Raw genomic sequence first — 20,866 nt, forward strand, 5'->3', positions numbered from 1 at the left:
TCCCCTGCTCGAACGGAGTTGAGAGCTTGGGGAAGGACGGCACCGCCCCCACACGACCGGAGTGATCGTGCGGGGCATCGGACCGCCCAGGCCGGACCAGGCACCCGAGGACGTGAGGGAATCCGCCCGCCCACAACGGACCGGCTCCCCGGAGGGCCGTCACCGAGCGGGAAGCGAACGCGGCAACCCAGTGCATCCAAAACCGTTCGGGATGCGCCCAGCACGCAACAGTGGGTCCAGGACTCACTTACGCACACTGGTTAGGAACGGTCAGTGGGTGTCGCGTACGGCGAGGGCGCGGCGCAGGTCGTCGATCTGGTCGATGAGCTTGCGGCGCAGGGCCGGGATGAGGTCCTTGTCGTTCAGGGCCTGTTCGCCGAGGTGGAGGCTGTCGGCGTCGACGGCGTACGCGGGGAAGGCGTAGCGGCCGGCGGCTTCGGCGATGGCGGGGCCGCGGCGGGCGGCGAGCCGGGTCGCCTCGGGGTAGTAGCGGGGCACGTAGTCCCGTACGAGGTCGGCCTGTTCGGGCTGCCAGAAGCCCTGGGCGGTGGCGGTGAAGAGGTAGTTGGAGAGGCTGTCGTCGTTGAACAGGGCGTGCCAGGCGGCGGCCTTGGCCTCGGGGGTGGGGAGGGCGGCCCGGCAGCGGGCGGCGCCTTCCTGTCCGGTGGCGCTGGGGTCCTGTTCGAGTTCGGCGGCGATGGTGGTTTCGTCGGTGGCGCCGAGGACGGCGAGGCGGGTGAGGATGCGCCAGCGCAGTTCGGGGTCGAGTTCGGGTCCGCCGGGGACTGTGCCGTTGGTGAGCCAGTCCTGGATGGTGTCGGGCTGGGTGGCGGCGTCGATGAGGTGGCGTACGGCGACGAGGCGGAGGCCGGGGTTGTGGCCGTCCTCGGTGCGGCGGATGAGGTCGCGGCACAGGGCGGTGAGGGTGGCGAGGGCGGCGGGGCGGTTCTCGGGGGTGAGGTAGCGGCCGGCGATCTGGGTGTCGGCGAAGGCGAGTACGCCCTGGGCGAGGGCGAGGTCGGTCTCGTGCGGGAGGTGTGCGCGGGCCGCTTCGAGGTAGGTGGTGGGGGCGAGTTCGCCGTCGCGGACCAGGTCGCGGGCGGTGTTCCAGACGACGGCGCGGGTCAGCGCGTCGGGGATGCCGGACAGGTCGCGTACGACGGTGTCCCAGGACTTGGCGTCGAGGCGGACCTTGGCGTAGCTGAGGTCGCCGTCGTTGAGGACGATGAGGGCGGGGCGCCGGCCGGGCAGCGCCTTGGCCGTGTCGTTCTGGGGGACGTCGATCTCGAACCGGTCGCGCAGGACGAGGCGGTCGGGGCCGGGGTGGGCGTCCGGGGCGTGGTCGTATGCGCCGACGGCGATGCGGTGGGGGCGGCTGCCGTCGTGGTCGACGGTGAGGGACCACATGCCGCCGGACTCCTCGACCCGGGGGGTGAGGGTGTCGACTCCGGTGGTGCGCAGCCAGGCGTCGGCCCAGGCGTGGACGTCGCGGTCGGTGGCCGATGCGAGGTTGTCGATGAAGTCGGCGAGGGTGGCGTTGGCGAACTTGTGGCGGGCGAAGTGGGTGTTGATGCCGGCCAGGAAGTCCTTTTCGCCGAGCCAGGCGACGAGTTGGCGCAGGGCGGATGCGCCCTTGGCGTAGGAGATGCCGTCGAAGTTGAGCATCGCGGACGCGGTGTCGGGGACGGCTGCCGGGTCGGGGGCGACGGGGTGGGTGGAGGGGCGCTGGTCGGCGTCGTATCCCCAGCCCTTGCGGGCGACGCCGAAGTCGACCCAGGTGTCCGTGAAGCGGGTGGCCTCGGCGAGGGTCTGGTAGCCCATGTACTCGGCGAAGGACTCGTTGAGCCAGATGTCGTCCCACCAGGCGAGGGTGACGAGGTCGCCGAACCACATGTGGGCCATCTCGTGGGCGATGACCATGCCGCGGGTCTGGCGTTCGGTGTCGGTGACGGCGGAGCGGTAGATGAACTCGTCGCGGAAGGTGACGAGTCCGGGGTTCTCCATGGCGCCCGCGTTGAACTCGGGGACGAATGCCTGGTCGTAGGAGTCGAAGGGGTAGGGCTCGTCGAACTTCTCGTGGAAGCGGTCGAAGCAGGCGCGGGTGATGTCGAGGATCTCGTCGGCGTCCGCGTCGAGGTGCGGGGCCAGTGAGCGGCGGCAGTGGATGCCGAAGGGCAGTCCGGCGTGTTCGGTGGTCACGGAGTGCCAGGGGCCTGCGGCGACGGCGACGAGGTAGGTGGAGATCAGCGGGGTGGCCGCCAGGGTCCATCGGCCGTCGTCGCGGTGCTCGGCGATGCCGTTGCCGAGGACGGTCCAGCCTTCGGGGGCGGTGACGGTGAGTTCGAAGACGGATTTGAGGTCGGGCTGGTCGAACGCGGCGAAGACGCGTTGGACGTCCTCCATGAACAGTTGGGTGTAGACGTACGTTTCGCCGTCGGTCGGGTCGGTGAAGCGGTGCATGCCTTCGCCGGTGCGGGAGTAGCGCATGGCGGCGTCGATGCGGAGTTCGTGTGCGCCGGCGGTGAGTGCGGTGAGCGGGAAGCGGTTCTCGGTGTGGTCGGAGGGGTCGAGGGGCTGTCCGTCGAGGCTGATCGAGCGCAGGGTGGCGGGCTTGAGCTCGACGAACGTGTCTCCGGCCGCGGCTGCGGTGAACTGGATGACGGTGTGGGAGTCGAAGGTCTCCTCCCCTCCGGTCAGATCGAGGTCGATCGTGTACCGGTGTACGTCGAGGAACTGGGCTCGGGTCTGCGCTTCGTCGCGCGTCAGTACGGACATGCACTCATGCTGCCGTACGGCCCGGGCGGGGCGCAGGCGGGTTCTCCCAGGGCTGATCGAAGGCTCGGCGGGAAGGCTGGGCGGGAGGGATCGTCGGGCCTTTCAGGGCTAAGATTCTTACCCATTGTGTTCCTGTACCGAGGAGTGCCCGGAATGGCGAAGAACGCGGCTTCCGCTTCCGCGACGCGGCAGGACGCGGTGGCGTCGATCGTCGAGGACTGGCGGCGGGAGCGGCCGGATCTGGATACGGCTCCGCTGGAGGTGTTCGGCCGGCTGCACCGGGCGTTCCTGCGGTACAGCGCGGCGATCTCCCGGCCGGTGGAGCGCAAGGGCTTGTCGATGGCGGGGTTCGATGTGCTGACGGCGCTGCGCAGGGCGGGGGCGCCGTTCCGTCGTACGGCGGGTGAGCTGGCCGATTCCGGTTTGATCAGTTCGGCGGGGGTCACGCTGCGGATCGACCGTCTGGAGAAGGATGGGCTGATCCTGCGGGAGCGTGATCCTCAGGACCGTCGGGTGGTGCACTCGCGGCTCACGGACGAGGGTCTGTCGACGATCGACGAGCTGTTCGCGGAGCACTTGGACAACGAGCGGCGGATGCTGGCGGGGCTGACTCCCGCGGAGTGCCGGCAGCTGGCCCGGCTGCTGGAGAAGCTGGAGCGGTCGGTGCTGGCGGCGGAGGAGGGCGCGTAGTCGTCCCTGATCGCCGGACGGGCGGGAAATCGAGCCCGTCCGGCGGTTGTGGACGTCTCGGGTTCAGCCCGTCGCGCCGGCCTGCGCTTCCGCCTCCGTGCGGTACATGCGGCGTACGCGGACCACACCCAGGTCGTGCTGGTACAGATTCTCCGCCTGGTCGGCATCGGTGCGGAGTTCCTCCAGCATGACGCGGTCCTGTTCGAGAACCTCCCAGTGCCGGTCCTCCAGCACTGTCTTGTACAGGAACCGCCAGGTGTCGCGCTGCCAGTCGGTCACCCGTCGGTAGCGCCAGAAGAAGACGGCGCAGCGTTCCTCGTCGATGGGGGTGGCCATGCCCACGATGCCGAACGGGCCTCCCGGGCCCGCGGTGGGCGGGTACGGGATGGTGAGGTCGACCCAGTCGACGCCGGTGCGGCAGAGCTCGACCCAGTCGAAGTTGACGCCGCTCTGGTCGGTCTTCTCGAAGAAGAAGCCGCGTTCGGTCTCCCGGATACGGAAGCGGGCGGTGGTCTGCCCCTCGGACATGCTGTGCGAGTCGCGGTGCAGGAACGACCCGTGCATGGGGTCGAGGAGGTTCTCGACGGCGTAGCGCCAGTTGACGTTCCACTCGGCGTAGCAGAGGAACGCCGTGGTGCCGGGGTCGGTGAGTTGCTCGGGCAGTACGAGCGGCGCCGGTTCGGGGTGCCGGCCGTCGCCGAAGTAGGCGAGGATCGCGCCGCCGGTCTCGATGACGTGGGGTGCGGCGACGAGCTGTTTGCCTTCGAGGTTGCAGCCGGGCAGCCCGGGGACGGCGGCGACGGTGCCGGTGCCGTCGACCTGGACTCCGTGGTACCAGCAGGCGATGCGGTCGCCGAGGTGTTTGCCCAGGGAGAGGCGGGCGCCGCGGTGGGGGCAGCGGTCCTCCAGCATGTGAAGGGTGCCGTCGGCGCGGCGGAAGAGCAGCCATTGTTCGCCGAGGAGGGTGAGGCGCTTCATGCCGCCGGCAGGGACGAAGTCGGAGGGGCAGACGGCGTACCACTGGTTGCGGATGCCGGTGGCGAAGAGCCGGTCGGCGGTGCGGTTGCCGGGGCGGGCGACTTCGGAGGGCCGGGTGGCCTCGTCGGTGAGCGTCACGGTGGTGGTGTCGGTGGTCATGGTTGTCTCACGCTCCCAGTCGTCGCATCTCGCTGCGGAAGGTCTCCTCGGTCCACGGGCTGCCGTCGGGGGCGGGCAGGTCCCGGGCGTTGAGTCCGGCGACGAGGCCGGGCAGGTCGTGGGTGCCGGTGCCGAAGACCTCCTCGATCACTGCGGCGAGCTTCTTCTCGTACGGGGTCGGCTCGGCGCTGCGTGCCTGGTGGGGGTTGAGGTACTGCGGGGTTGTCATGTCGGCTCCCTTCGGGGGTGGTTCACAGATCGAGGACGAGACGCGGGGTGCGGGAGCGGGAGACGCAGAGCATCATCGAGGCGCCCGCCGTCTTCTCGCCCTCGGAGAGCAGGAAGTCCCGGTGGTCGGGGGTGCCTTCGAGGACCTTGGTCTCGCAGGTGCCGCAGATCCCTTCGCGGCAGGAGGACGGCACGGTGATCCCGGCGCCTTCCAGTGCGTCGAGTACGGAGCTGTCGGGGCCGACCTCGACGATGCGCCCGGTGCGGGAGCAGATGACGTCGAAGCCGGTGTCCTCGCCGTCGCGCGGCGGTGCCGCGGGGGCGGCGAAGCGTTCCGTACGGGCGGCCGGGCAGCGTTCCTCGACGGCGGCGAGCAGCGGTTCGGGTCCGCAGCAGTAGATCTGGGTGCCTGCGGGGACGTCCCCGAGAAGGGCGTCGAGGTCGATGTGTCCGTACTCGTCCTGGGGTACGAACTCGACTGATCCGCCCGGGAGTTCGGCCAGCGAGGTGAGTTCTGTGCCGAAGGCCATCGAGGTGCGGCTGCGGCCTCCGTGGACGAGCCGCCAGGGGGTCCGGGTGCGGGTCGCCTCGCGGACCATGGCGAGGATCGGGGTGATGCCGATGCCTCCCGCGATGAAGAGGTACGCCTCGGCGTCGTGGCCGGCGTCCAGCTCGAAGTGGTTGCGGGGGCCCTGGACCTGGAGGATCTGGCCGGGCCGCAGCTGGGTGTGGATGTGGGCGGAGCCGCCGCGGGATGCGGGTTCCCTGAGGATGCCGATGCGCCAGCGGGTGGTGTCGGCCGGGTCGGAGCACAGGGAGTACTGCCGGATGTGCCCGCCGACGTGTACGTCGATGTGGGCGCCGGGCTGCCAGGCGGGCAGCGGGCTGCCGTCCGGGTGGGTGAGTTCGACGCCGAGGACGCCGTCGGCCTCCCATGTCATCCGGTGGACGAGCAGGTCGAGGCGGGTTTCCTGGGTGCTGGTCACTGCGGGGTGCCTCCCTGTCCGGTGGCGGTCGGGGTCGCGGTGGCGGTCGCGGGGAGCTTGACGGGCGGGGTGAACGGGGTGTTCATCGGGCCGAGTGCGGCGAGGTCGATCTCGACGAGGACCGGCCCCTCGGAGGTGGTGGCCCCCTTGATGACGGGGCCCGCGTCGGCTTCGGAGGCTATCCGGGCGTACGGGAGACCGACGGCGGCGGCGAGCTGCTCGAAGTCTGGGGTGGTGAGGTCGACGCCGGAGCGGCGCGGGAAGTGGTTGTCCTGCATGTTGCGCAGGACGCCGTAGCCGCCGTCGTTGAAGACGAGGAGGGTGAGGTCGGGCTTCTCCTGGGCGAGGGTGAGGAGTTCGCCGAGGTGGACGGCGAGGCCGCCGTCGCCCGCGATGACGACGGTGGGCACGTCCGGGCGGCCGAGTGCGGCGCCGATGCCCATGGCGAGGCCCTGTCCGATGCCGCCGCCGCGCGGGAAGACGTTGGTGGCCGGTTCGTTGATCTCCAGGAGCCGGTTTCCCCAGGTGGAGGAGGGGATGGTGACGTCGCGGGCGATCACGGACCGAGGCGGGCAGGCGTCACGGATGGCGTCGTTGATGGCGGCCTGCGGTCCGATGGCGTGGCGTTGTGCGCTGCGGGCGTCGGTGCGGGCCTTGCGTACGCGGGCCGGCCAGCTCGTCTCCGTGCCACCGCTCGTCACGCGCCCCAGGAGTGCGGCGAGGACGGCCGCCGCGTCGCCGTGCAGGGCGCAGGTGGCCGGGTAGGCGCGGCCCGGTGCGCCCGCATCCAGGTCCAACTGAATGTGGGCCAGGGGGAGTTCGAGGGTGTAGTCGGCGGTCTCGTTGGAGCGGAAGTGGGTGCCGATGGAGAGCAGCACGTCGGCTTCGGCGAGCAGCGCGCGGCCCGCGGGGGCGGTGGCGTAGTTGCCGAGGACCCGCTCGTCGGACTCGGGGACCGAGCCGCGGCCGGAATTGGAGGTGACCAGTCCGGCGTTCAACGCGTCGAGCATTGCGGCGAGTTCGGGGCGGGCGCTGTTGGCTCCGCCGCCCGCCCAGACGAGGGGGCGGCGCGCGGCGGACAGCAGCGCGGCGGCCTCGTCGAGGAGTGCCGGGTCGGGCAGGGCGGGCGCGGGTGCGGTCCGCACGGGTGCGCCGGTGAGCTGCTGGGGGGCGAACTGCAGGTCGATGGGCCATTCGACGCTGACCGGGCCGTGCGGGGCGGTCAGTGCGCGGGCGGCGGCGTCACGCAGGATGTCGCCCGCGGTCGCTGCGTCGGTGACGGTGACCGCATGGGTGGAGACCGCGCGGAGCATGCCGAGCTGGTCCTTGGTCTCGTGGATGAAGCCGCGTCCGGAGCCGAGGTACTCGCTGTCGATCTGTCCGGTGATGTGGAGGACGGGGGTGCCGGAGCTGAGGGACTCGATGAGGGAGCCTGCCGCGTTGCCCGCTCCCGTACCGGTGCTGGTCAGGGCGCAGCCGAGGCCGCCGGTGGCGCGGGCGTAGCCGTCGGCCGCGTTGACGGCGGCGGCTTCGTGGCGGACGGGGACGAAGCGCAGATCGCGGTCGACGGCTTCGACGAGCGGCAGGTTGTGCACGCTGACGATGCCGAACACCGTGTCGACGCCGAGTCCGCGCAGCGTCTCGACGAGCAGGTCGCCGCCGTTGGGTTGGGTCATGTCGTTGCGCTCCTGAGGTACGTGTGCGGGGTGGGGGTGGGAGTTATGCGATGGCCCGGTTGACGCCGCCGCAGACGTCGACGGTGGTGCCGGTGATGTACGAGGCCCTGGGCGACAGCAACGCCGTTATGGCGTAGGCGACTTCGTCGGCGTTGCCGAGGCGGCCCAGTGCGATGCCTCGGTCGGCGGCGAGTTCGGCCTGCCAGGCGGCGTAGTCGAGGGGGCTGCCGGAGGCTGCGTACCGGCGTTCCCACTGTCCGGTGTCGACGAGGCCGAGGCAGACCGAGTTGACGCGGATGCCGTCGGGGGCGAGTTCCTTGGACAGGGACGTGGAGAGGTTGAGGATGCCGGCGCGGGCCGCGCTGGTCGTCATCAGCCGGGTCTCGGGCTGCTTGGCGAGGACCGCGTTGATGTTGACGACGGAGGCGCTGCCGGATTTCCGCAGGTGGGGCAGGGCGGCATGGAGGGGGTTGAGGACGCCGAAGAACTTGAGTTCCAGTTCGTCGCGCCAGTCGTCGGCGGTGGTCTCGGCGAAGGGTTTCATCCGGGAGGCGCCGGCGTTGTTGACGAGTCCGCCGAGGCCGCCGAATCGTTCGGCTGCGGCTTCGGTGAAAGCACGTACGGCGGCTTCGTCGCGTACGTCGCAGGGTGCGTGGTACAGCCTGTCCGGTCCGGCGAGACCGTCGAGGGCTGTGGTGAGGGCGTCGGCGCGGCGGCCGCAGGTGGCGACGCGGGCGCCTTCGGCGAGCAGCGTCCGGACCGTGGCGAGGCCGACACCGGAGCTGCCGCCGGTGACGAGGATGCTGCGACCGGCGAGGCCGAGGTCCATGTCGTACTCCTTGGTTCGAAGAGAGTGTCCCCCGGGCGGGGGCCGCACCGGGGTCGGTCGAGGGGTGTCCGGTGCGGCGTGTCCGTCCGTGTGTGGAGGCTTCAGTGCATCGTGAAGCCGCCGTTGACGGCGAAGGTCTGGCCGGTGATGTAGCCGGACTCGTCGCCGACGAGGAAGGCGATCAGGCCGACCAGGTCCGCCGGCTGCTGCGGCCTGGAGATCGCCCGGCCCAGCCGGTACAGCTCGTGCCGTTCGGCGGGGATGTCCACGGAGGACTCCCCCTCGGTCAGCCCGGGGGCGACCGCGTTGACGGTGATGCCGAGGTCGCCGGTCTCGCGTGCCATGGCCCGGGTCAGGGAGATCACGGCGCCCTTGGAGGCGATGTAGTGGGCGAGTCGGGGCGATCCGTACAGGGCCGCGTCCGAGGCGAGGTTGACGATCCGGCCGCCGCCGCCTGCCGTCATGAGCGGCAGGAGGGCTCGGGCGACGAGCCACGGACCACGTGCGTTGACCGTCATGATGCGGTCCCATGCCTCGATGTCGATCTCGTGGAACGGTCTGCCGCCGACCGCGTTGGCCAGACCGGCGTTGTTGACCAGTCCGTACAGCCGGGTGGAGTCGCTCCCGAGGGTCGCGGCGAGGGCGTCGACGGAGTCCGGGTCGGCGACGTCGAGCGGATGGAAGTCCGCGGCGATGCCTTCGGTGCGGAGCTCGTCGGCGGCCTGCCTGCCGGTGGCCTCGTCGAGTTCGGCGATGACGACGCGGTGGCCGTCGCGACCGATCCGGCGGGCCGCGGCCAGTCCCAGGCCGCGTCCGGCGCCGGTGACGACGACCGTACGAGAGGCGTCCGCCGCACGAGAGGTGCCCGGCGTACGGAAGGTGTCGTCGGTGGCCATCAGTCGCGGGTGATGCCGTGCATCGGGGAGTGCTCGGGGTAGGTCGGGACCTGCGGCTTCTGCGTACCGATGATCACGCAGAACAGGGCGTCGGTGTCGCCCTCGTTCTTCAGCGAACGGGCCACTCCGGCGGGCACGACGATCATGTCGCGGTAGCCGAGGGTGCGGTACTCGACCTCGTCCGCGCCGCGGTGGATGCCGACCCTGACCCGGCCCTCCAGGACGAAGAAGGCTTCCTCCACGTCGTGGTGGGTGTGCTCGGGGCCCTCGGCGCCCGGCGGCAGCAGCATGTTGGAGAAGGTGAAGCCGCCGGACGGGATGATCCGGTTGTCGTTCTCGTGGTTGCCGGTGGCGCCGGAGCCTACGTAGCGGATCTGGGCGCGCTTGTACTGGTCGCCCGCCTTCGCCTGGAAGGAGAGGGTGTTCCAGTCGGGCTCGCGGGAGTCCTTCGTGGCGATCAGCGAGTCGGTGTACTTCGCGAGGTCGCCGTCGGTCTCGTAGGGGGTGTTGTCTATGGGCACGGGATGCTCCTCGGATCGTTGCTGCGGGTGGGGGCGGGCCGTCGTCACGCGGGGATGCGGGCGACGACGTGGAGGTGGGCGCGGACCCAGGCGTTGAATGCCTCGGGCCGCTCCTGGTTGGAGAGGTGACCGGCGCCGGAGAGGGTCACGTACACGGACCTGGTGAGGGCGCCGGCGATGGCCTGCGACTCCTCGGTTCCGGTGACGGTGTCCTCCTCGCCGCACAGGACGAGGGCCGGTGCGGTGATCGCCGACAGGTCGTCGGTGAGGTCGGCCTCGGCCATCGCCTCGGCCGCGTACCCGTATCCGGGCGTGCGGACGGAGGCGGCCATGGTCGCCACGACCCGTTCGACGAGTGCGGCGGGCGCGTCGCCGGAGACCAGGCGCGGGCCGCGGGCGGCGGCGAAGGCGTCCGGCCCCTCGGCGGCGAGCCGGGCCGAACGGCCGCGCATGGCCTCGGCCTTGTCGGGATGGGTGCCCGAGCCGCGGCTGGAGTCGGCGACGATCAGCGAGTCGACGAGGTCCGGGTGGCGGGCGGCGAGGCGGAGTGCGATGACGCCGCCCCAGGAGACGCCCAGGACATGGGCTCGGCCGCCGCGTTCGCGGATGAGTGCGGCGGCGGTGTCGGCGTAGCCGTCGAGGCCGGGGGCGCGGTCGGGGTCGGCGGAGGCCGCGTAGCCGGGGGCGTCCCAGGCCACGACCCGTACCCGGTCGGAGAGTGCGGCGAGCTGCGGGGCGAAGGCGGCGGACGAGGAGCCGATGCCGTGCAGGCACAGGAGCAGCGGTGCGTCCGGGTCTCCGGCCTCCACGGTGTGGACGGTCCCGTCGGCCGGGGCGGCGGTCACAGGAGCGGTCACAGGATCTGTCCCGCCCGGCCGACGACGGCGCCGAGGCTGCGGAGCACGGCGTGCGGCACGACCTGGCTGGTGGCGGGGTTGGCCGCGTCGGGCCGGTGGGCGACCTCGAAGCGGTATGTGCCGTGCGGCCCTGCGGCCTCGATGACATGCCGGGTGAGGGTGGCGGCGGGGTCGGCCACGACGACGACCTGGACGAGGTCCGGGTCGCCGGTGGCGAGGGCGACGGACGCGGCCACATTGGTCGATTTGGGGAACTTCACCGGGACGTCGCGAGCCGTGCCGCGCATCACCTCGACCGGCTCGGTGGTGGTCCGCAGCCGCTCGGTCAACTCGGCGTCCATCCACGGCTGGTGGAGGGTGGCGGGCAGCTTGGTGGTGGTCAGGGTGACGGAGGTGAGGGCGCCCAGGCCCCGTACGGCCTGAAGGAGGTCGAGTCCGCCGACGGCGCCGCCGGTGAAGTAGACCCGGCCGGGTCCGGCCTTCCGCAGCCGCTCGACGAGTTCGGCGTCGACGAGCGCGCCGGTGGAGGCGATCAGCAGGTCGGCGCCGCTGTCGAGGACCCGCTCGGCCCACTCGCGTACCACTGCCTGGCCTGCGGCTTCGACGACCAGATCGCAGACGGCGAGGGCGTCCTCGAACGACAGCTGGGGTGCGGGGGCGTCGACGAGGGGCCGGTTGTCGACGATGCAGGTCAGTTCGGCGCCGGGGATGTGTCCTTCGGCGAGTGCGGTGCCGACGACGCGGCCGATGGCTCCCCAGCCGACGAGTCCGATGCGTCGCGCGGGGCGCGCGGGGCGTGCGACGGGAGTGGAGCGGGTGGCGGTGGCGGTGACGGTCATGCGGACTCCTCGTCGGTGGCGGGGGCCAGTGGCCCGGGGTCGGGTTCGCCCGCCATGTGGCAGCGGATCTTCTGGGACGGCGGACCTGCTGTCCCCCACAGGTCGGAGAGCTCGGGGACCCGCTGCCAGACCTTGGCGATCCAGGCGTCCTCGACGATCTGGGCGACCTCGGAGGTGTATTCGCAGACGAGGCCGGCAGGGTCGGTGAAGTACGAGAAGGTGTTGTTGCCGGGACCGTGCCGGCCGGGCCCCCACTGGGGGTTGATGCCGTGGTGCCGGAGCCGTCCCAGACCGCGCATGAAGTGGTCGACGGACAACATCTCGTACGCGACATGGTTGAGGGAGGCCCACTCTGCCTGGTTGAACGCGATGCAGTGGTGGTCGGCGTTGCAGCGCAGGAAGGCCATCTGGTGCTCGGACCAGTCGGAGACCCGCAGCCCGAGGACCGAGGTGTAGAAGGCGACGGCGGCGTCGATGTCGGTGGTGTTGAGGACGGTGTGGGTGACGCCGACGGGTACGGCACTGTCGCGGCCGCGCGGGGCGACGGCGTGGGTCTGGGCGCTGAGCTCGATCAGCCGGCCTTCGGGGTCGGTGAAGCGGAGCCCGTAGCCACCGCCGACCTGGTCGAGGGGGCCGGGGCCGGAGACGGGGACGATGCCGCGGGCGAGGAGCCGGCGGGCGGCCGCGTCGATCTCGGCGGGGGTGGCGACGGCGAAGGTGATGCGGCCGAGGCCGTTGCGTTCGCCGCGGGTGAGGGCGAGGACGTGGTGTTCCTCGCCGGTGCCGCGCAGCCAGGTGGCGTCGGTCTCCCGTTCGACGGGTTCCAGTCCCCAGACCTCGGTGTAGAAGTCGGCGGACTCGGTGAAGGCGGGGGTGTGCAGCTCGACGGAACGCAGGGCGCGCAGCCGGGCGATCGGTTCACGCTGCCCGGTGGGGCTGGTGTGGAGGTTCTCGTAAGCCATGATGTTTCCCAACTCCTCTCTCTGCGGCATCAGTTGGCGGCCCACGGCAGCGGTGTGGTGCCGGTGCCCCAGTAGAGGGACTTCTGCCGCTGGTAGCCGCGGATCAGATCGCGGCCCTTCTCGGTGCCGATGCCGCTGTCCTTCAGCCCGCCGAACGGGGTGGAGATGCTGAACTGCTTGTACGTGTTGATCCAGACGGTTCCCGCGTCGATCCGGCGGGCCAGCCGCCAGGCCCTGGCGTGGTCCCGGGTCCAGATGCCGCAGGCGAGTCCGTAGACGCTGTCGTTGGCCTGGGCGACGAGGTCGTCCTCGTCGTCGAAGGGCAGGGCGACGACGACCGGGCCGAAGATCTCCTCCTGGCAGACGCGGGCGGTGTTGGGCAGGCCGTCCAGGACGGTGGGGAGGTAGTAGGCGCCGTCACGGTAGAGGTCGCCCTCGGGTGCCGCTCCCCCGCATCGCACGGTGCCGCCCTCCTCGCGGGCCAGGTCCACGTACGCGGCGACGCTGTCGCGGTGCTTGTGATGGACGAGCGGGGCGACCTGGGTGTCCGGTTCGGCGCCGGGTCCGATGCGCAACTTCTCGGTACGGGCGACGAGTTCGCCGACGAACTCCTCGTACCGTGCACGGGCGACGAAGAGCCGTGAACCTGCGATGCAGCTCTGCCCGCTGGACGAGAAGACGCCGTACATGACGCCCGCCAGGGCCTGCTCCAGGTCGGCGTCCTCCAGGACGATCGTCGGGGACTTTCCGCCGAGCTCCAGCGATACGGGTATCAGCTTGTCGGCGGCGACGTGCGCGAGGGTGCGCCCGGTGTTCGTGCCTCCGGTGAAGGTGATCTTCCCGACGGCCGGGTGGCGGACGATCGCGTCGCCGATGACGCTGCCGCGGCCCGGCAGCACGGAGAGCAGTGCGGCCGGCAGACCGGCTTCGGTCAGGGCCCGGTGGACGAGGCGGCCCAGGGCGAGGGCTACGAGCGGGGTCCATTCGGCGGGTTTGAGGAGCACGGCATTACCCGCGGCGAGTGCGGGGGCGAGCTTCTGGGCGTCGCTGGCGATGGGCGAGTTCCAGGGGGTGATCGCGCCGACGACGCCGATCGGCTCATGGACGCTCATCGTGACGTACGGGCCGCGGGACGGGGTGATCGCGTCCTCGGCGGTCTCCAGCGCGGCGGCGGTGTAGCGGAAGGTGCCGGCCGCGCTGAGCACGAGGGCGCGGGTCTCGGTGCGGCACTTGCCGGTGTCGGCGGTCTGGAGTGCGCAGAGCCGGTCGGCGTCCTGTTCGACGAGGTCGGCGATGCGGTGGAGCAGCCTGGCTCGGAGGTGGGCGGGCAGCTCGCGCCAGGCGGGGTCCTGGGCGGCGTGCGCGGCGGCGGTGGCGGCCTCCTCGACATCGGCGAGGGATGCGGCGTGCACGGTGGCGATGACCTGGCCGGTGGCCGGGTCGACGGTCTCGATGAGGGCACCGCGGCCCTGTCGCCACTTTCCCGCGACCAACGCCTCGTCCAACACCTCGTCGGCAAGCATCAGTTGGCCTCCTGCTATCGAATCGATTACCTCAGCACTAAAAATCTAAGCGCTTAAGTAATCGACCGCAAGACCCCAAGGCAAAATCTCCTTTGCCCTGGAGGGTCTTGACGGCGACCACCGGCGAGCCGGTAAAACTTAAGCGCTAAGAAACTAGGCACTTACAGAGAACAGTGGCCGGAGAACGGCGACGGAGACCAGTGGGCGAGTTCACAAGCTCACGAGCCCCGCACGGCCGCCCACACCCGTACGCTCGGCTCACCCCCCGTACCCCACTGAACTCTTCTACGCCTGGCTCCCCAACGGCTCCACCCCCACACGGAGCAGGAGGAACCCCGGATGAGCACCGACATCTCGCAGAACGCCTCGCCCGACGCCGCACGGGCCCGGGCCACCCGCGCGTCCATCGCCGCCCGCTTCGAACGGCTGCCGCTCTCCCGCTGGCATGTCACCGTCCGGCTCATCGTCGGCGTGGTCACCTTCTTCGAGGCCTTCGACCAGTTGCTGATCGCGTACGCCCTGCCGGAGCTCCGCCGGGAGTGGCACCTCACCACCGGTGACGCGACGGCGGTGCTCACGGTCGGCTCGGTCGGCATGCTCATCGGCGCCCTGTTGTCGGGCCGTCTGGCCGACCGGTTCGGCCGGGTCAGGGTGATCGCGTACTGCGTGGCCGCCTCGGGTGCGGTCAGCCTGGCCCTCACCGCGTGCACCTCACCGACCCCGTTCCTGGCACTGCGCTTCGTGCAGGGTCTGGCGATCGGCGGCGAGGTGCCGGTGGCTGCGGCATTCATCAGCGAGATCACCCGGAGCTTCAAGCGTGGCCGCTTCGTCCTGCTGTACGAACTGGTCTTCCCGGCCGGCCTGACGATCGGCGCCCTGGCCGCGGCCTGGGTGGTTCCGGCGGCCGGCTGGCGCGTGATGTTCGCGATCGCCGCCGTGCCCGGGCTGCTCGCCTTCCTCGTCCAGCGCAAGGTCCCCGAGTCACCGCGATGGCTGGCGGACCGGGGCCGGCTGGCGGAGGCCGAGACGGTGATGGCCGGAATCGAGGCGAAGGTATCGGCGGCGACGGGCGAACCGTTGCCGCCCCTGGGCGCCCCTGCGACCGTGCCGGCCCCCTCGGCGTCGACGAATCCCGCCCCTTCAGGCATGCGCGGCCTGTTCACCGGCCGCTACCGCCGCCGCACGGTCGTCGTCGGCGCGATCTGGTTCACCGGTTACTTCGTGAATTACGGCATCACGTCGTGGCTGCCCAGCATCTACAAGGACGAGTACGGCCTCACCCTCTCCGACGCCCTGCTGTACTCCACCGTCACCTCGGTCGCGGGCCTGCTCGGCTGCTTCGTGGTCGCCCTGACGGTGGACGCCCTGGGCCGCCGCAAGATCATCGCGATCTTCCTGGGCGGCGCGGCGGCACTTCTGCTCACCCTCTCCGCACTGGGCGCCCACACGCCCACCCAGGTCCTGATCTGGACCTCACTGTCGGCGGTCGGCTTCTTCGGCGCCAACATCTGCCTCTACCTGTACACACCGGAGCTGTACCCGACGAGGATGCGCGCCCTGGGCTGCAGCGTGGGCGGCGCGGTCAACCGCCTGGGCGTGATCCTGGGCCCGATCCTTGTCGGCATGGTGTACGCGGCCGGGGACGGCGTCGCGCCGGTGTTCGTGATGCTGGGGGCGGTGGCACTGGTGGGCGCGGTGGTGGCGGGCACGTTCGCGGAGGAGACGGCGGACCGCCCACTGGAGGAGATCTCGCCGTGAGGGGCGCTCGCCCTGTCGCTCCCGGTCGCCGCGGAACCTCCGGTACTCGCCGTCGGGCGCCACGACATGCGGGTCGGGGAGACACCTCAGGCAGTCGAGCCGTCAATCAAGGACCATGCCCGTGGATCGCCTCCAAGCCGCGTGATCGTGACTGCGGTGCCGCCCATTTCGGTGGAGGCACGACGGAAGTGGCTGTCACAGTGATCGCATGGATCTTCCTCCCGACGCCGTGCTCGTCTTTGACCGAGACGAAGACCTGAACGTCTTCGAGTCCTTCGCGCACGCCACGAACTACCTGGAGGCGATTGATGTGGCGGAGGGCGAGTACACGGCGGCCTACACCCCTGACGGTCGAGTGCTGGCGCTCTCCGCCCCTAAAGCGTGGAAAGGACCGGTCGTTCTGACCAGAACTGACGGAGTTGACCTGGCCGATCTGGAGCGGAGAGTGGCCCGCTACTGGCAACTCCGTCAGGTAGGTCAGCCGCCGTGTGATCCACCACAGACAGTGCGTTTCCTGATCGACAGGGACAATCAGCCCCACAGGGGTGGCTGAGGCTTTTCACCGCCCTGCTGAGTCGCAACTTCGGGAATGGGCCGACGTCACTGCCGCACGATCACTCCGCTGAGTGACGCGGCGCTGGACATTGAGGGGCGCGGATATGGCGACGGGCGCGAGGAAGTGCTCGGCCTCGCGTTCGTGGCGGCGGTGCAGGCGTCGGCAGACGCCATGACAGGTTGGACTGCACCTCACCTCGCTCATTCTTCGGCTCCGCGCGTCCGAGCCACGAGGGCACCCCAGCGTCGCCTTCGGGGTGGGAGGGGAGCGAGGGCCGTCGACGAGACCCCCAGCGCGTCCAGACGGGAAAGGAGTGCTGCCTCCTGCTCCTGGGTGACGGCAATGCACAGAGAGGTTCCCGTGTCGTTCGCGCTGAAGATCAAGCAGTCGCCTTGCCAGCCTTCAGCGTTGATCGTGTAGGGAGCAAGGTTCGCGAGCACTTCGAACTGTTTGTCGTCGCGCACGTCGATGCCGATGCCCATCCCGAGGTCGTCCCGCTCGGAGCGAGCGCCGCTTGCGACCTCCTCACGGGCGAGGGACAGCGCGCGTTCACAGGAGTTCAGTACGGCAGGCGGCCAGGCTTCGTCGCTGTAGGCGTCGAGGTGGGCTGTGTCGATGTCGGAGCGCAGGACACGGAGCGCCTCACGGTACACACGCTCGATGCCTGCGGGAGTCAATCCGTCTGCGAGTACGAACTCACGGCGTGGACTGCCCTGTTGATTGATCACGTGCAAGACCTTTCCATGTCGAGTACGCCTTCACCTCGGCAATGACGAGCGGCGACGTGATCATTGTCAGACACGGCCTGGCGTCCTTGGGAAGGGTCGAGGGACGTGCGCTCTCGCATGTCAGGCTGCGGCGACGCCTGCCGCCGGGAAGGCATCGTCGACGTCGTCGCCGAAGGGATCGGCAGGATATCCGCGGGTCATCGCGGCCGACGCCATGGAGGCGATGACGTGAAGCGGCTTTGCCCGTAGCCCCCTTGACAGATCTGGCAGGAGTCACGGCTGATGAGTGGGATTGCGGGCTGTGTCCTGTGCGGCGGAACGGTCGCTCCCGATGGGTACTGCTGGGACTGCGTGCGGAATGCCCCGGAAGTCCGCCGCGACGAACACGCCGACGCAGATCAGGCGGAGGCAGCGGGAGGCCCTCACCCAGGCGGGCGGCAGTTCCCGTCCGGTCGCTGCGGCGACACCCTGCGCAAGCAGACTCATGCGCGCGTCCCCCCGACCACCGGGAGCGCCCCCGGTGGTCACAGCCTCGGTTGTCGGCCCGCAGGGATCAACCCCCGGCCCCGTTCACGACCCGGCGCCGGTCTCCCCCTTCGTCGCCGACTCCTCCGCGATCCGTTCATGGTGGCGGATGACCTCCGCCACGATGAAGTTCAGCAGCTTCTCCGCGAAGGCCGGATCCAGATGCGCGCTCTCCGCCAGCTGCCTCAGCCGGGCGATCTGCCGGCTCTCACGGGCCGGATCGGCCGGGGGGAGCTGGTGGGCGGCCTTGAGGTGGCCGACCTGCTGGGTGCACTTGAAGCGCTCGGCGAGCATATGGACAACAGCGGCGTCAATGTTGTCGATGCTCTCGCGCAGCCGGTTCAGTTCCGCGCTCACGGACTCGTCGATGTCCCTCGTGGTCATGGTCAGCGAGCTTAGACGGCCGGGCCCAGGGCGGTGATCGTCGGTGGGTGTTCCGGGTCCGGGACCTGGTCGCTCCAGCCGCCCGGGACGCTGCGGCCCTGCTGATCGCGGAACCGGACCGGGGCGGTGCCGACCCGGCGGGCGAAGAGGCGGGAGAAGTACGCCGGGTCGTCGTAGCCGACGCGTCGGGCGACCGCGGCGACCGGCAGGTCGGTGGCGGCGAGGAGCTCCTTGGCACGGCCGAGCCGGATGCCGAGGAGGTAGTCCTTCGGGCTGCAGCCCGCGCCCCGCCGTACCGCCGTGCGCAGTTCGGCGGGTGTCATTCCGTGCCGGGCCGCGTGCTCGGCGACGGAGAGCGGCTGGAAGGCGTCGCGGGCGAGGGCCTGCAGGACCGGGTCGCCGTCGGGGCTGACATCGGCGCGGGCCCGGCGCAGGGCGACGAGGAGTTCATGCACGGCGGCGCCCGTCTCGACCTCCAGCAACGGATTGCCGCGCCGTGCCGCGCGCACCATCCGCCCCACCGCGGCGCGGGGGCCCGCCGTGTCGGCGAGCGGCACGAGCGGGCGGTCCGGCTCGATGTAGCCGAGCTCGGTGTACGTGGCGGTGGCGGGGCCGGTGAAGTCGACGAAGCTCTCGTCCCAGCCGGTGCCGGGATCGGCTCCGTAGTGGTGCGGGGTTCCGGGTGTCAGCCAGATCAGGCTGGGGGCGATGACGGGCACCCGGCGGCCGTCGGCTCCGATGAACCAGCCGCTGCCGGAGTTGATGACGACGGCCACATGGTGGTCCAGGGTGCGCGGGCCGACCGTCGGCAGGGCGCCGTGCTGCAGCCCCACGCCCAGGCAGACGAGGCCCAGCCGGTGGTGGAGCGGGCTGGGAGTGAAGAAGCGCATCCAGGTGTGGTACATCGGCCTTCCTTCCTCCCCCTTTTCTTTGCATTGGTCCGAACATTTCGCGTCCGAACAATTGTGTCCAAACAGCAGTGATCTTTGTCCATGGACCGGCCGCACGCCAGGGGGCAAAGGTTGGTTGCAACATTCCTCCCGGGTTCGCCCGCTCCGTGGTGCGTGCCGTCGTGCGACCCCTGGGCGGCGCGGCCCCGGGGGACCGCACGCACAGGAGAGTACGAGCACGATGGCTGACTTCACCGTGGGGGACGACCACTTCCGGCTCGACGGGAAGCCCGTACGGCTGCTGTCGGGGGCCCTGCACTATTTCCGGGTCCATGAGGCGCAGTGGGACCACCGGCTGTCGATGCTGCGCGCCATGGGCCTCAACTGTGTCGAGACATATGTGCCGTGGAATCTCCATGAGCCGCAGCCCGGTCGCTTCCGGGACGTGGCGGCGCTGGGCAGGTTCCTGGACGCGGCGCAGCGGGCCGGGCTGTGGGCGATCGTCCGCCCGGGACCGTACATCTGTGCCGAGTGGGAGAACGGTGGTCTGCCGGTCTGGGTGACGGGGCGGTTCGGGCGACGGGTGCGGACCCGTGACGAGGAGTATCTGGGCGCCGTGGAGCGGTGGTTCACGGCGCTGCTGCCGCAGGTGGTGCAGCGGCAGATCGGACGCGGCGGCCCGGTGATCATGGTTCAGGCGGAGAACGAGTACGGGAGCTACGGCACCGATCGGGTCTATCTGCAGCGGGTGGCCGGGATGCTGCGGGAGCGCGGGGTGACCGTGCCGCTGTTCACCTCCGACGGGCCGGAGGACCACATGCTCACCGGTGGCTCCGTGCCGGGGCTCCTCGCCACGGTGAACTTCGGGTCGGGTGCGCGGGAGGCCTTCGAGGTGCTGCGCCGCCATCAGCCGAAGGGGCCGCTGATGTGTATGGAGTTCTGGTGCGGGTGGTTCGAGCACTGGGGCGCCGCGCCGGCGGTACGGGATCCGGCGGAGGCGGCGGAGGCCCTGCGGGAGATTCTGGAGTGCGGGGCGTCGGTGAATGTCTACATGGCGCACGGGGGGACGAATTTTGCGGGCTGGGCGGGGGCGAACCGCTCGGGTCCGGTGCAGGACCAGGATCTTCAGCCGACGGTGACGTCATACGACTACGATGCGCCGATCGACGAGTACGGGCGGCCGACGGAGAAGTTCTGGCTGTTCCGGAAGGTCCTGGCGGAGTTTGCGGACGGTCCGCTTCCGGAGCTGCCGCCGGAGCCGGTCGGGCCCCCGGCGCCGGTGCGGGCGGAGCTGACCGAGTGGGCGCCCCTGTCGGTGGCCCTGGAGGTGCTGGGCGACCCGGAACGGGCGGAGTCCGGTGTTCCGCCGACGTTCGAGGAGCTGGGCGTGGACCGGGGCCTGGTGCGGTACGAGGTCACCGTTCCGGGTTTGCGACGCCCGTACGCGCTGGGTGTGTCCGGGCTCCGGGACCGTGCGGTGGTGTACGTGAACGGCGTCCGGCAAGGTGTGCTGAGCGGCGAGAACGCCACCCTCGACGAGCCGGTGGCCGGGCCCGCGGAGGTCGAGCTGTGGGTGGAGTCGCTGGGCCGGGTCAATTACGGGCCGCGGCTGGGTGAGCCGAAGGGCATCACGGGCGGCGTCCGGCACGAGCGGCAGTATCTGCACGGGGTGCGGGCGCGGGGGCTGCGGCTGGCCGCTTTCGAGGAGCCGGGTGCGGTGGACGCGGTGCCTTTCGGTGGAGTCGCCGAGAGGGGCCGTGCCGGGCTGTACCGGGGTTCTTTCGAGTCGGCGGAGTCGGGACTCGCGGGTCCTTCGGATCATGCGGGGCTCGAACTGCCGGGCTGGACGCGCGGGTTCGTGTGGGTGAACGGTTTCTGTCTGGGACGGTACTGGTCGGCGGGTCCGCAGCGGACGCTGTACGTGCCGGGTCCGGTGCTGCGGGAGGGCGTCAACGAGGTGTGGGTGCTGGAGGTGGAGGGCGCCGGGGATCCGTGGGTGGAGCTGGGCCCGGGGGGGGGGGGGGGGGGGGGGGGGGGGGGGGGAGGGGGGGGGGGGGGGGGGTGGGGGGTGGGGGGGGGGGGACCGGTAAGCTGCCCCACGAAACC

At 70.8% G+C, this 20,866-nt stretch carries 20 protein-coding genes; 4 read left to right on the plus strand and 16 right to left on the minus strand.

Going from position 1 to position 20,866, the window contains the following annotated elements; genetic code table 11:
* Positions 1-270: 270 nt before the first annotated feature.
* Positions 271-2,775, minus strand: coding sequence for an aminopeptidase N (gene pepN, locus ACZ7IB_RS45470; RefSeq protein WP_470920984.1), 2,505 nt, complete (start codon positions 2,773-2,775; stop codon positions 271-273).
* Positions 2,776-2,928: 153 nt separating this feature from the next.
* Here pepN and ACZ7IB_RS45475 point away from each other — a divergent pair, with 153 nt between their 5' ends.
* The gene (locus ACZ7IB_RS45475) at positions 2,929-3,465 is read left to right on the plus strand and encodes a MarR family winged helix-turn-helix transcriptional regulator (protein WP_470920986.1); all 537 of its coding nucleotides are present in this window, start codon (positions 2,929-2,931) and stop codon (positions 3,463-3,465) included.
* A 63-nt stretch (positions 3,466-3,528) separates the two neighbouring features.
* Here the strand turns inward: ACZ7IB_RS45475 and ACZ7IB_RS45480 are convergent, their stop codons facing one another.
* From ACZ7IB_RS45480 to ACZ7IB_RS45530, 11 genes are all read right to left on the minus strand, one after another.
* Positions 3,529-4,602: a Rieske 2Fe-2S domain-containing protein gene (locus ACZ7IB_RS45480; protein ID WP_470920987.1), complete on the minus strand. Its 1,074-nt coding sequence runs from the start codon at positions 4,600-4,602 to the stop codon at positions 3,529-3,531.
* Positions 4,603-4,609: 7 nt separating this feature from the next.
* Positions 4,610-4,831, minus strand: a complete 222-nt coding sequence (locus ACZ7IB_RS45485) for a recombinase-like helix-turn-helix domain-containing protein (RefSeq protein ID WP_470920988.1) — start codon at positions 4,829-4,831, stop codon at positions 4,610-4,612.
* Between the two features lie 22 nt (positions 4,832-4,853).
* Entirely contained in the window at positions 4,854-5,816 is a 963-nt protein-coding gene (locus ACZ7IB_RS45490; protein WP_470920989.1) for a PDR/VanB family oxidoreductase, read from the minus strand.
* Positions 5,813-7,492 carry a thiamine pyrophosphate-binding protein gene (locus ACZ7IB_RS45495; RefSeq protein ID WP_470920991.1) on the minus strand — a complete coding sequence of 560 codons (1,680 nt, stop codon included), beginning with the start codon at positions 7,490-7,492 and terminating at the stop codon, positions 5,813-5,815. Before ACZ7IB_RS45495 ends, ACZ7IB_RS45490 begins: the two co-directional genes overlap by 4 nt.
* A 43-nt stretch (positions 7,493-7,535) precedes the next feature.
* Complete coding sequence (locus ACZ7IB_RS45500; protein ID WP_470920992.1) at positions 7,536-8,321, minus strand: SDR family oxidoreductase; 786 nt, start codon at positions 8,319-8,321, stop codon at positions 7,536-7,538.
* Between the two features lie 101 nt (positions 8,322-8,422).
* Positions 8,423-9,217, minus strand: a complete 795-nt coding sequence (locus tag ACZ7IB_RS45505; protein ID WP_470920994.1) for an SDR family oxidoreductase — start codon at positions 9,215-9,217, stop codon at positions 8,423-8,425.
* Complete coding sequence (locus ACZ7IB_RS45510; RefSeq protein WP_470920996.1) at positions 9,217-9,738, minus strand: cupin domain-containing protein; 522 nt, start codon at positions 9,736-9,738, stop codon at positions 9,217-9,219. The genes ACZ7IB_RS45505 and ACZ7IB_RS45510 overlap by 1 nt, the downstream gene beginning before the upstream one ends.
* Positions 9,739-9,782: 44 nt before the next feature.
* Positions 9,783-10,595: an alpha/beta fold hydrolase gene (locus ACZ7IB_RS45515; RefSeq protein ID WP_470920998.1), complete on the minus strand. Its 813-nt coding sequence runs from the start codon at positions 10,593-10,595 to the stop codon at positions 9,783-9,785.
* A complete protein-coding gene (locus tag ACZ7IB_RS45520) occupies positions 10,592-11,434 on the minus strand; it encodes an aspartate dehydrogenase domain-containing protein (RefSeq protein ID WP_470921000.1) in 843 nt (280 codons plus the stop codon). Before ACZ7IB_RS45520 ends, ACZ7IB_RS45515 begins: the two co-directional genes overlap by 4 nt.
* Positions 11,431-12,396 carry a VOC family protein gene (locus ACZ7IB_RS45525; protein WP_470921001.1) on the minus strand — a complete coding sequence of 322 codons (966 nt, stop codon included), beginning with the start codon at positions 12,394-12,396 and terminating at the stop codon, positions 11,431-11,433. The genes ACZ7IB_RS45520 and ACZ7IB_RS45525 overlap by 4 nt, the downstream gene beginning before the upstream one ends.
* Before the next feature lie 29 nt (positions 12,397-12,425).
* Positions 12,426-13,919 carry an aldehyde dehydrogenase gene (locus tag ACZ7IB_RS45530; protein ID WP_470921003.1) on the minus strand — a complete coding sequence of 498 codons (1,494 nt, stop codon included), beginning with the start codon at positions 13,917-13,919 and terminating at the stop codon, positions 12,426-12,428.
* A 339-nt stretch (positions 13,920-14,258) separates the two neighbouring features.
* Here ACZ7IB_RS45530 and ACZ7IB_RS45535 point away from each other — a divergent pair, with 339 nt between their 5' ends.
* On the plus strand, positions 14,259-15,677 hold the full coding sequence (locus tag ACZ7IB_RS45535; protein WP_470921004.1) for an MFS transporter: 1,419 nt from the start codon (positions 14,259-14,261) through the stop codon (positions 15,675-15,677).
* A gap of 208 nt (positions 15,678-15,885) precedes the next feature.
* Positions 15,886-16,230 carry a hypothetical protein gene (locus ACZ7IB_RS45540; protein WP_470921006.1) on the plus strand — a complete coding sequence of 115 codons (345 nt, stop codon included), beginning with the start codon at positions 15,886-15,888 and terminating at the stop codon, positions 16,228-16,230.
* A 203-nt stretch (positions 16,231-16,433) separates the two neighbouring features.
* Here ACZ7IB_RS45540 and ACZ7IB_RS45545 read toward each other — a convergent pair whose 3' ends face one another.
* The 4 genes from ACZ7IB_RS45545 to ACZ7IB_RS45560 all read right to left on the minus strand — a co-directional run bounded on the left by ACZ7IB_RS45545 (position 16,434) and on the right by ACZ7IB_RS45560 (position 18,775).
* Positions 16,434-16,961, minus strand: a complete 528-nt coding sequence (locus ACZ7IB_RS45545) for a hypothetical protein (RefSeq protein ID WP_470921007.1) — start codon at positions 16,959-16,961, stop codon at positions 16,434-16,436.
* 273 nt (positions 16,962-17,234) lie between these two features.
* On the minus strand, positions 17,235-17,447 hold the full coding sequence (locus ACZ7IB_RS45550; RefSeq protein ID WP_470921009.1) for a hypothetical protein: 213 nt from the start codon (positions 17,445-17,447) through the stop codon (positions 17,235-17,237).
* A gap of 84 nt (positions 17,448-17,531) precedes the next feature.
* Entirely contained in the window at positions 17,532-17,870 is a 339-nt protein-coding gene (locus ACZ7IB_RS45555) for a chorismate mutase (RefSeq protein WP_470921010.1), read from the minus strand.
* Positions 17,871-17,881: 11 nt separating this feature from the next.
* Positions 17,882-18,775 (minus strand): helix-turn-helix domain-containing protein, encoded by an 894-nt coding sequence (locus tag ACZ7IB_RS45560; protein WP_470921011.1) that lies wholly within the window; start codon positions 18,773-18,775, stop codon positions 17,882-17,884.
* A 226-nt stretch (positions 18,776-19,001) separates the two neighbouring features.
* Between ACZ7IB_RS45560 and ACZ7IB_RS45565 the strand changes: the two genes are divergently transcribed.
* On the plus strand, positions 19,002-20,866 hold a 1,865-nt coding region (locus ACZ7IB_RS45565), incomplete at its 3' end, for a glycoside hydrolase family 35 protein (protein ID WP_470921012.1).

The organism is Streptomyces sp. NPDC037301 (genome assembly GCF_055602785.1).

What these genes read in the sequence shown, in the direction of transcription:
- ACZ7IB_RS45540 (WP_470921006.1), top strand. Translation starts at nt 15,886, where the DNA reads ATGGATCTTCCTCCCGACGCCGTGCTCGTCTTTGACCGAGACGAAGAC.
- ACZ7IB_RS45500 (WP_470920992.1), bottom strand. Translation starts at nt 8,321, where the DNA reads ATGGACCTCGGCCTCGCCGGTCGCAGCATCCTCGTCACCGGCGGCAGC.
- ACZ7IB_RS45505 (WP_470920994.1), bottom strand. Translation starts at nt 9,217, where the DNA reads ATGGCCACCGACGACACCTTCCGTACGCCGGGCACCTCTCGTGCGGCG.
- pepN (WP_470920984.1), bottom strand. Translation starts at nt 2,775, where the DNA reads ATGTCCGTACTGACGCGCGACGAAGCGCAGACCCGAGCCCAGTTCCTC.
- ACZ7IB_RS45480 (WP_470920987.1), bottom strand. Translation starts at nt 4,602, where the DNA reads ATGACCACCGACACCACCACCGTGACGCTCACCGACGAGGCCACCCGG.
- ACZ7IB_RS45535 (WP_470921004.1), top strand. Translation starts at nt 14,259, where the DNA reads ATGAGCACCGACATCTCGCAGAACGCCTCGCCCGACGCCGCACGGGCC.
- ACZ7IB_RS45475 (WP_470920986.1), top strand. Translation starts at nt 2,929, where the DNA reads ATGGCGAAGAACGCGGCTTCCGCTTCCGCGACGCGGCAGGACGCGGTG.
- ACZ7IB_RS45560 (WP_470921011.1), bottom strand. Translation starts at nt 18,775, where the DNA reads ATGTACCACACCTGGATGCGCTTCTTCACTCCCAGCCCGCTCCACCAC.
- ACZ7IB_RS45495 (WP_470920991.1), bottom strand. Translation starts at nt 7,492, where the DNA reads ATGACCCAACCCAACGGCGGCGACCTGCTCGTCGAGACGCTGCGCGGA.
- ACZ7IB_RS45550 (WP_470921009.1), bottom strand. Translation starts at nt 17,447, where the DNA reads ATGAGTCTGCTTGCGCAGGGTGTCGCCGCAGCGACCGGACGGGAACTG.
- ACZ7IB_RS45520 (WP_470921000.1), bottom strand. Translation starts at nt 11,434, where the DNA reads ATGACCGTCACCGCCACCGCCACCCGCTCCACTCCCGTCGCACGCCCC.
- ACZ7IB_RS45530 (WP_470921003.1), bottom strand. Translation starts at nt 13,919, where the DNA reads ATGCTTGCCGACGAGGTGTTGGACGAGGCGTTGGTCGCGGGAAAGTGG.
- ACZ7IB_RS45525 (WP_470921001.1), bottom strand. Translation starts at nt 12,396, where the DNA reads ATGGCTTACGAGAACCTCCACACCAGCCCCACCGGGCAGCGTGAACCG.
- ACZ7IB_RS45555 (WP_470921010.1), bottom strand. Translation starts at nt 17,870, where the DNA reads ATGACCACGAGGGACATCGACGAGTCCGTGAGCGCGGAACTGAACCGG.
- ACZ7IB_RS45485 (WP_470920988.1), bottom strand. Translation starts at nt 4,831, where the DNA reads ATGACAACCCCGCAGTACCTCAACCCCCACCAGGCACGCAGCGCCGAG.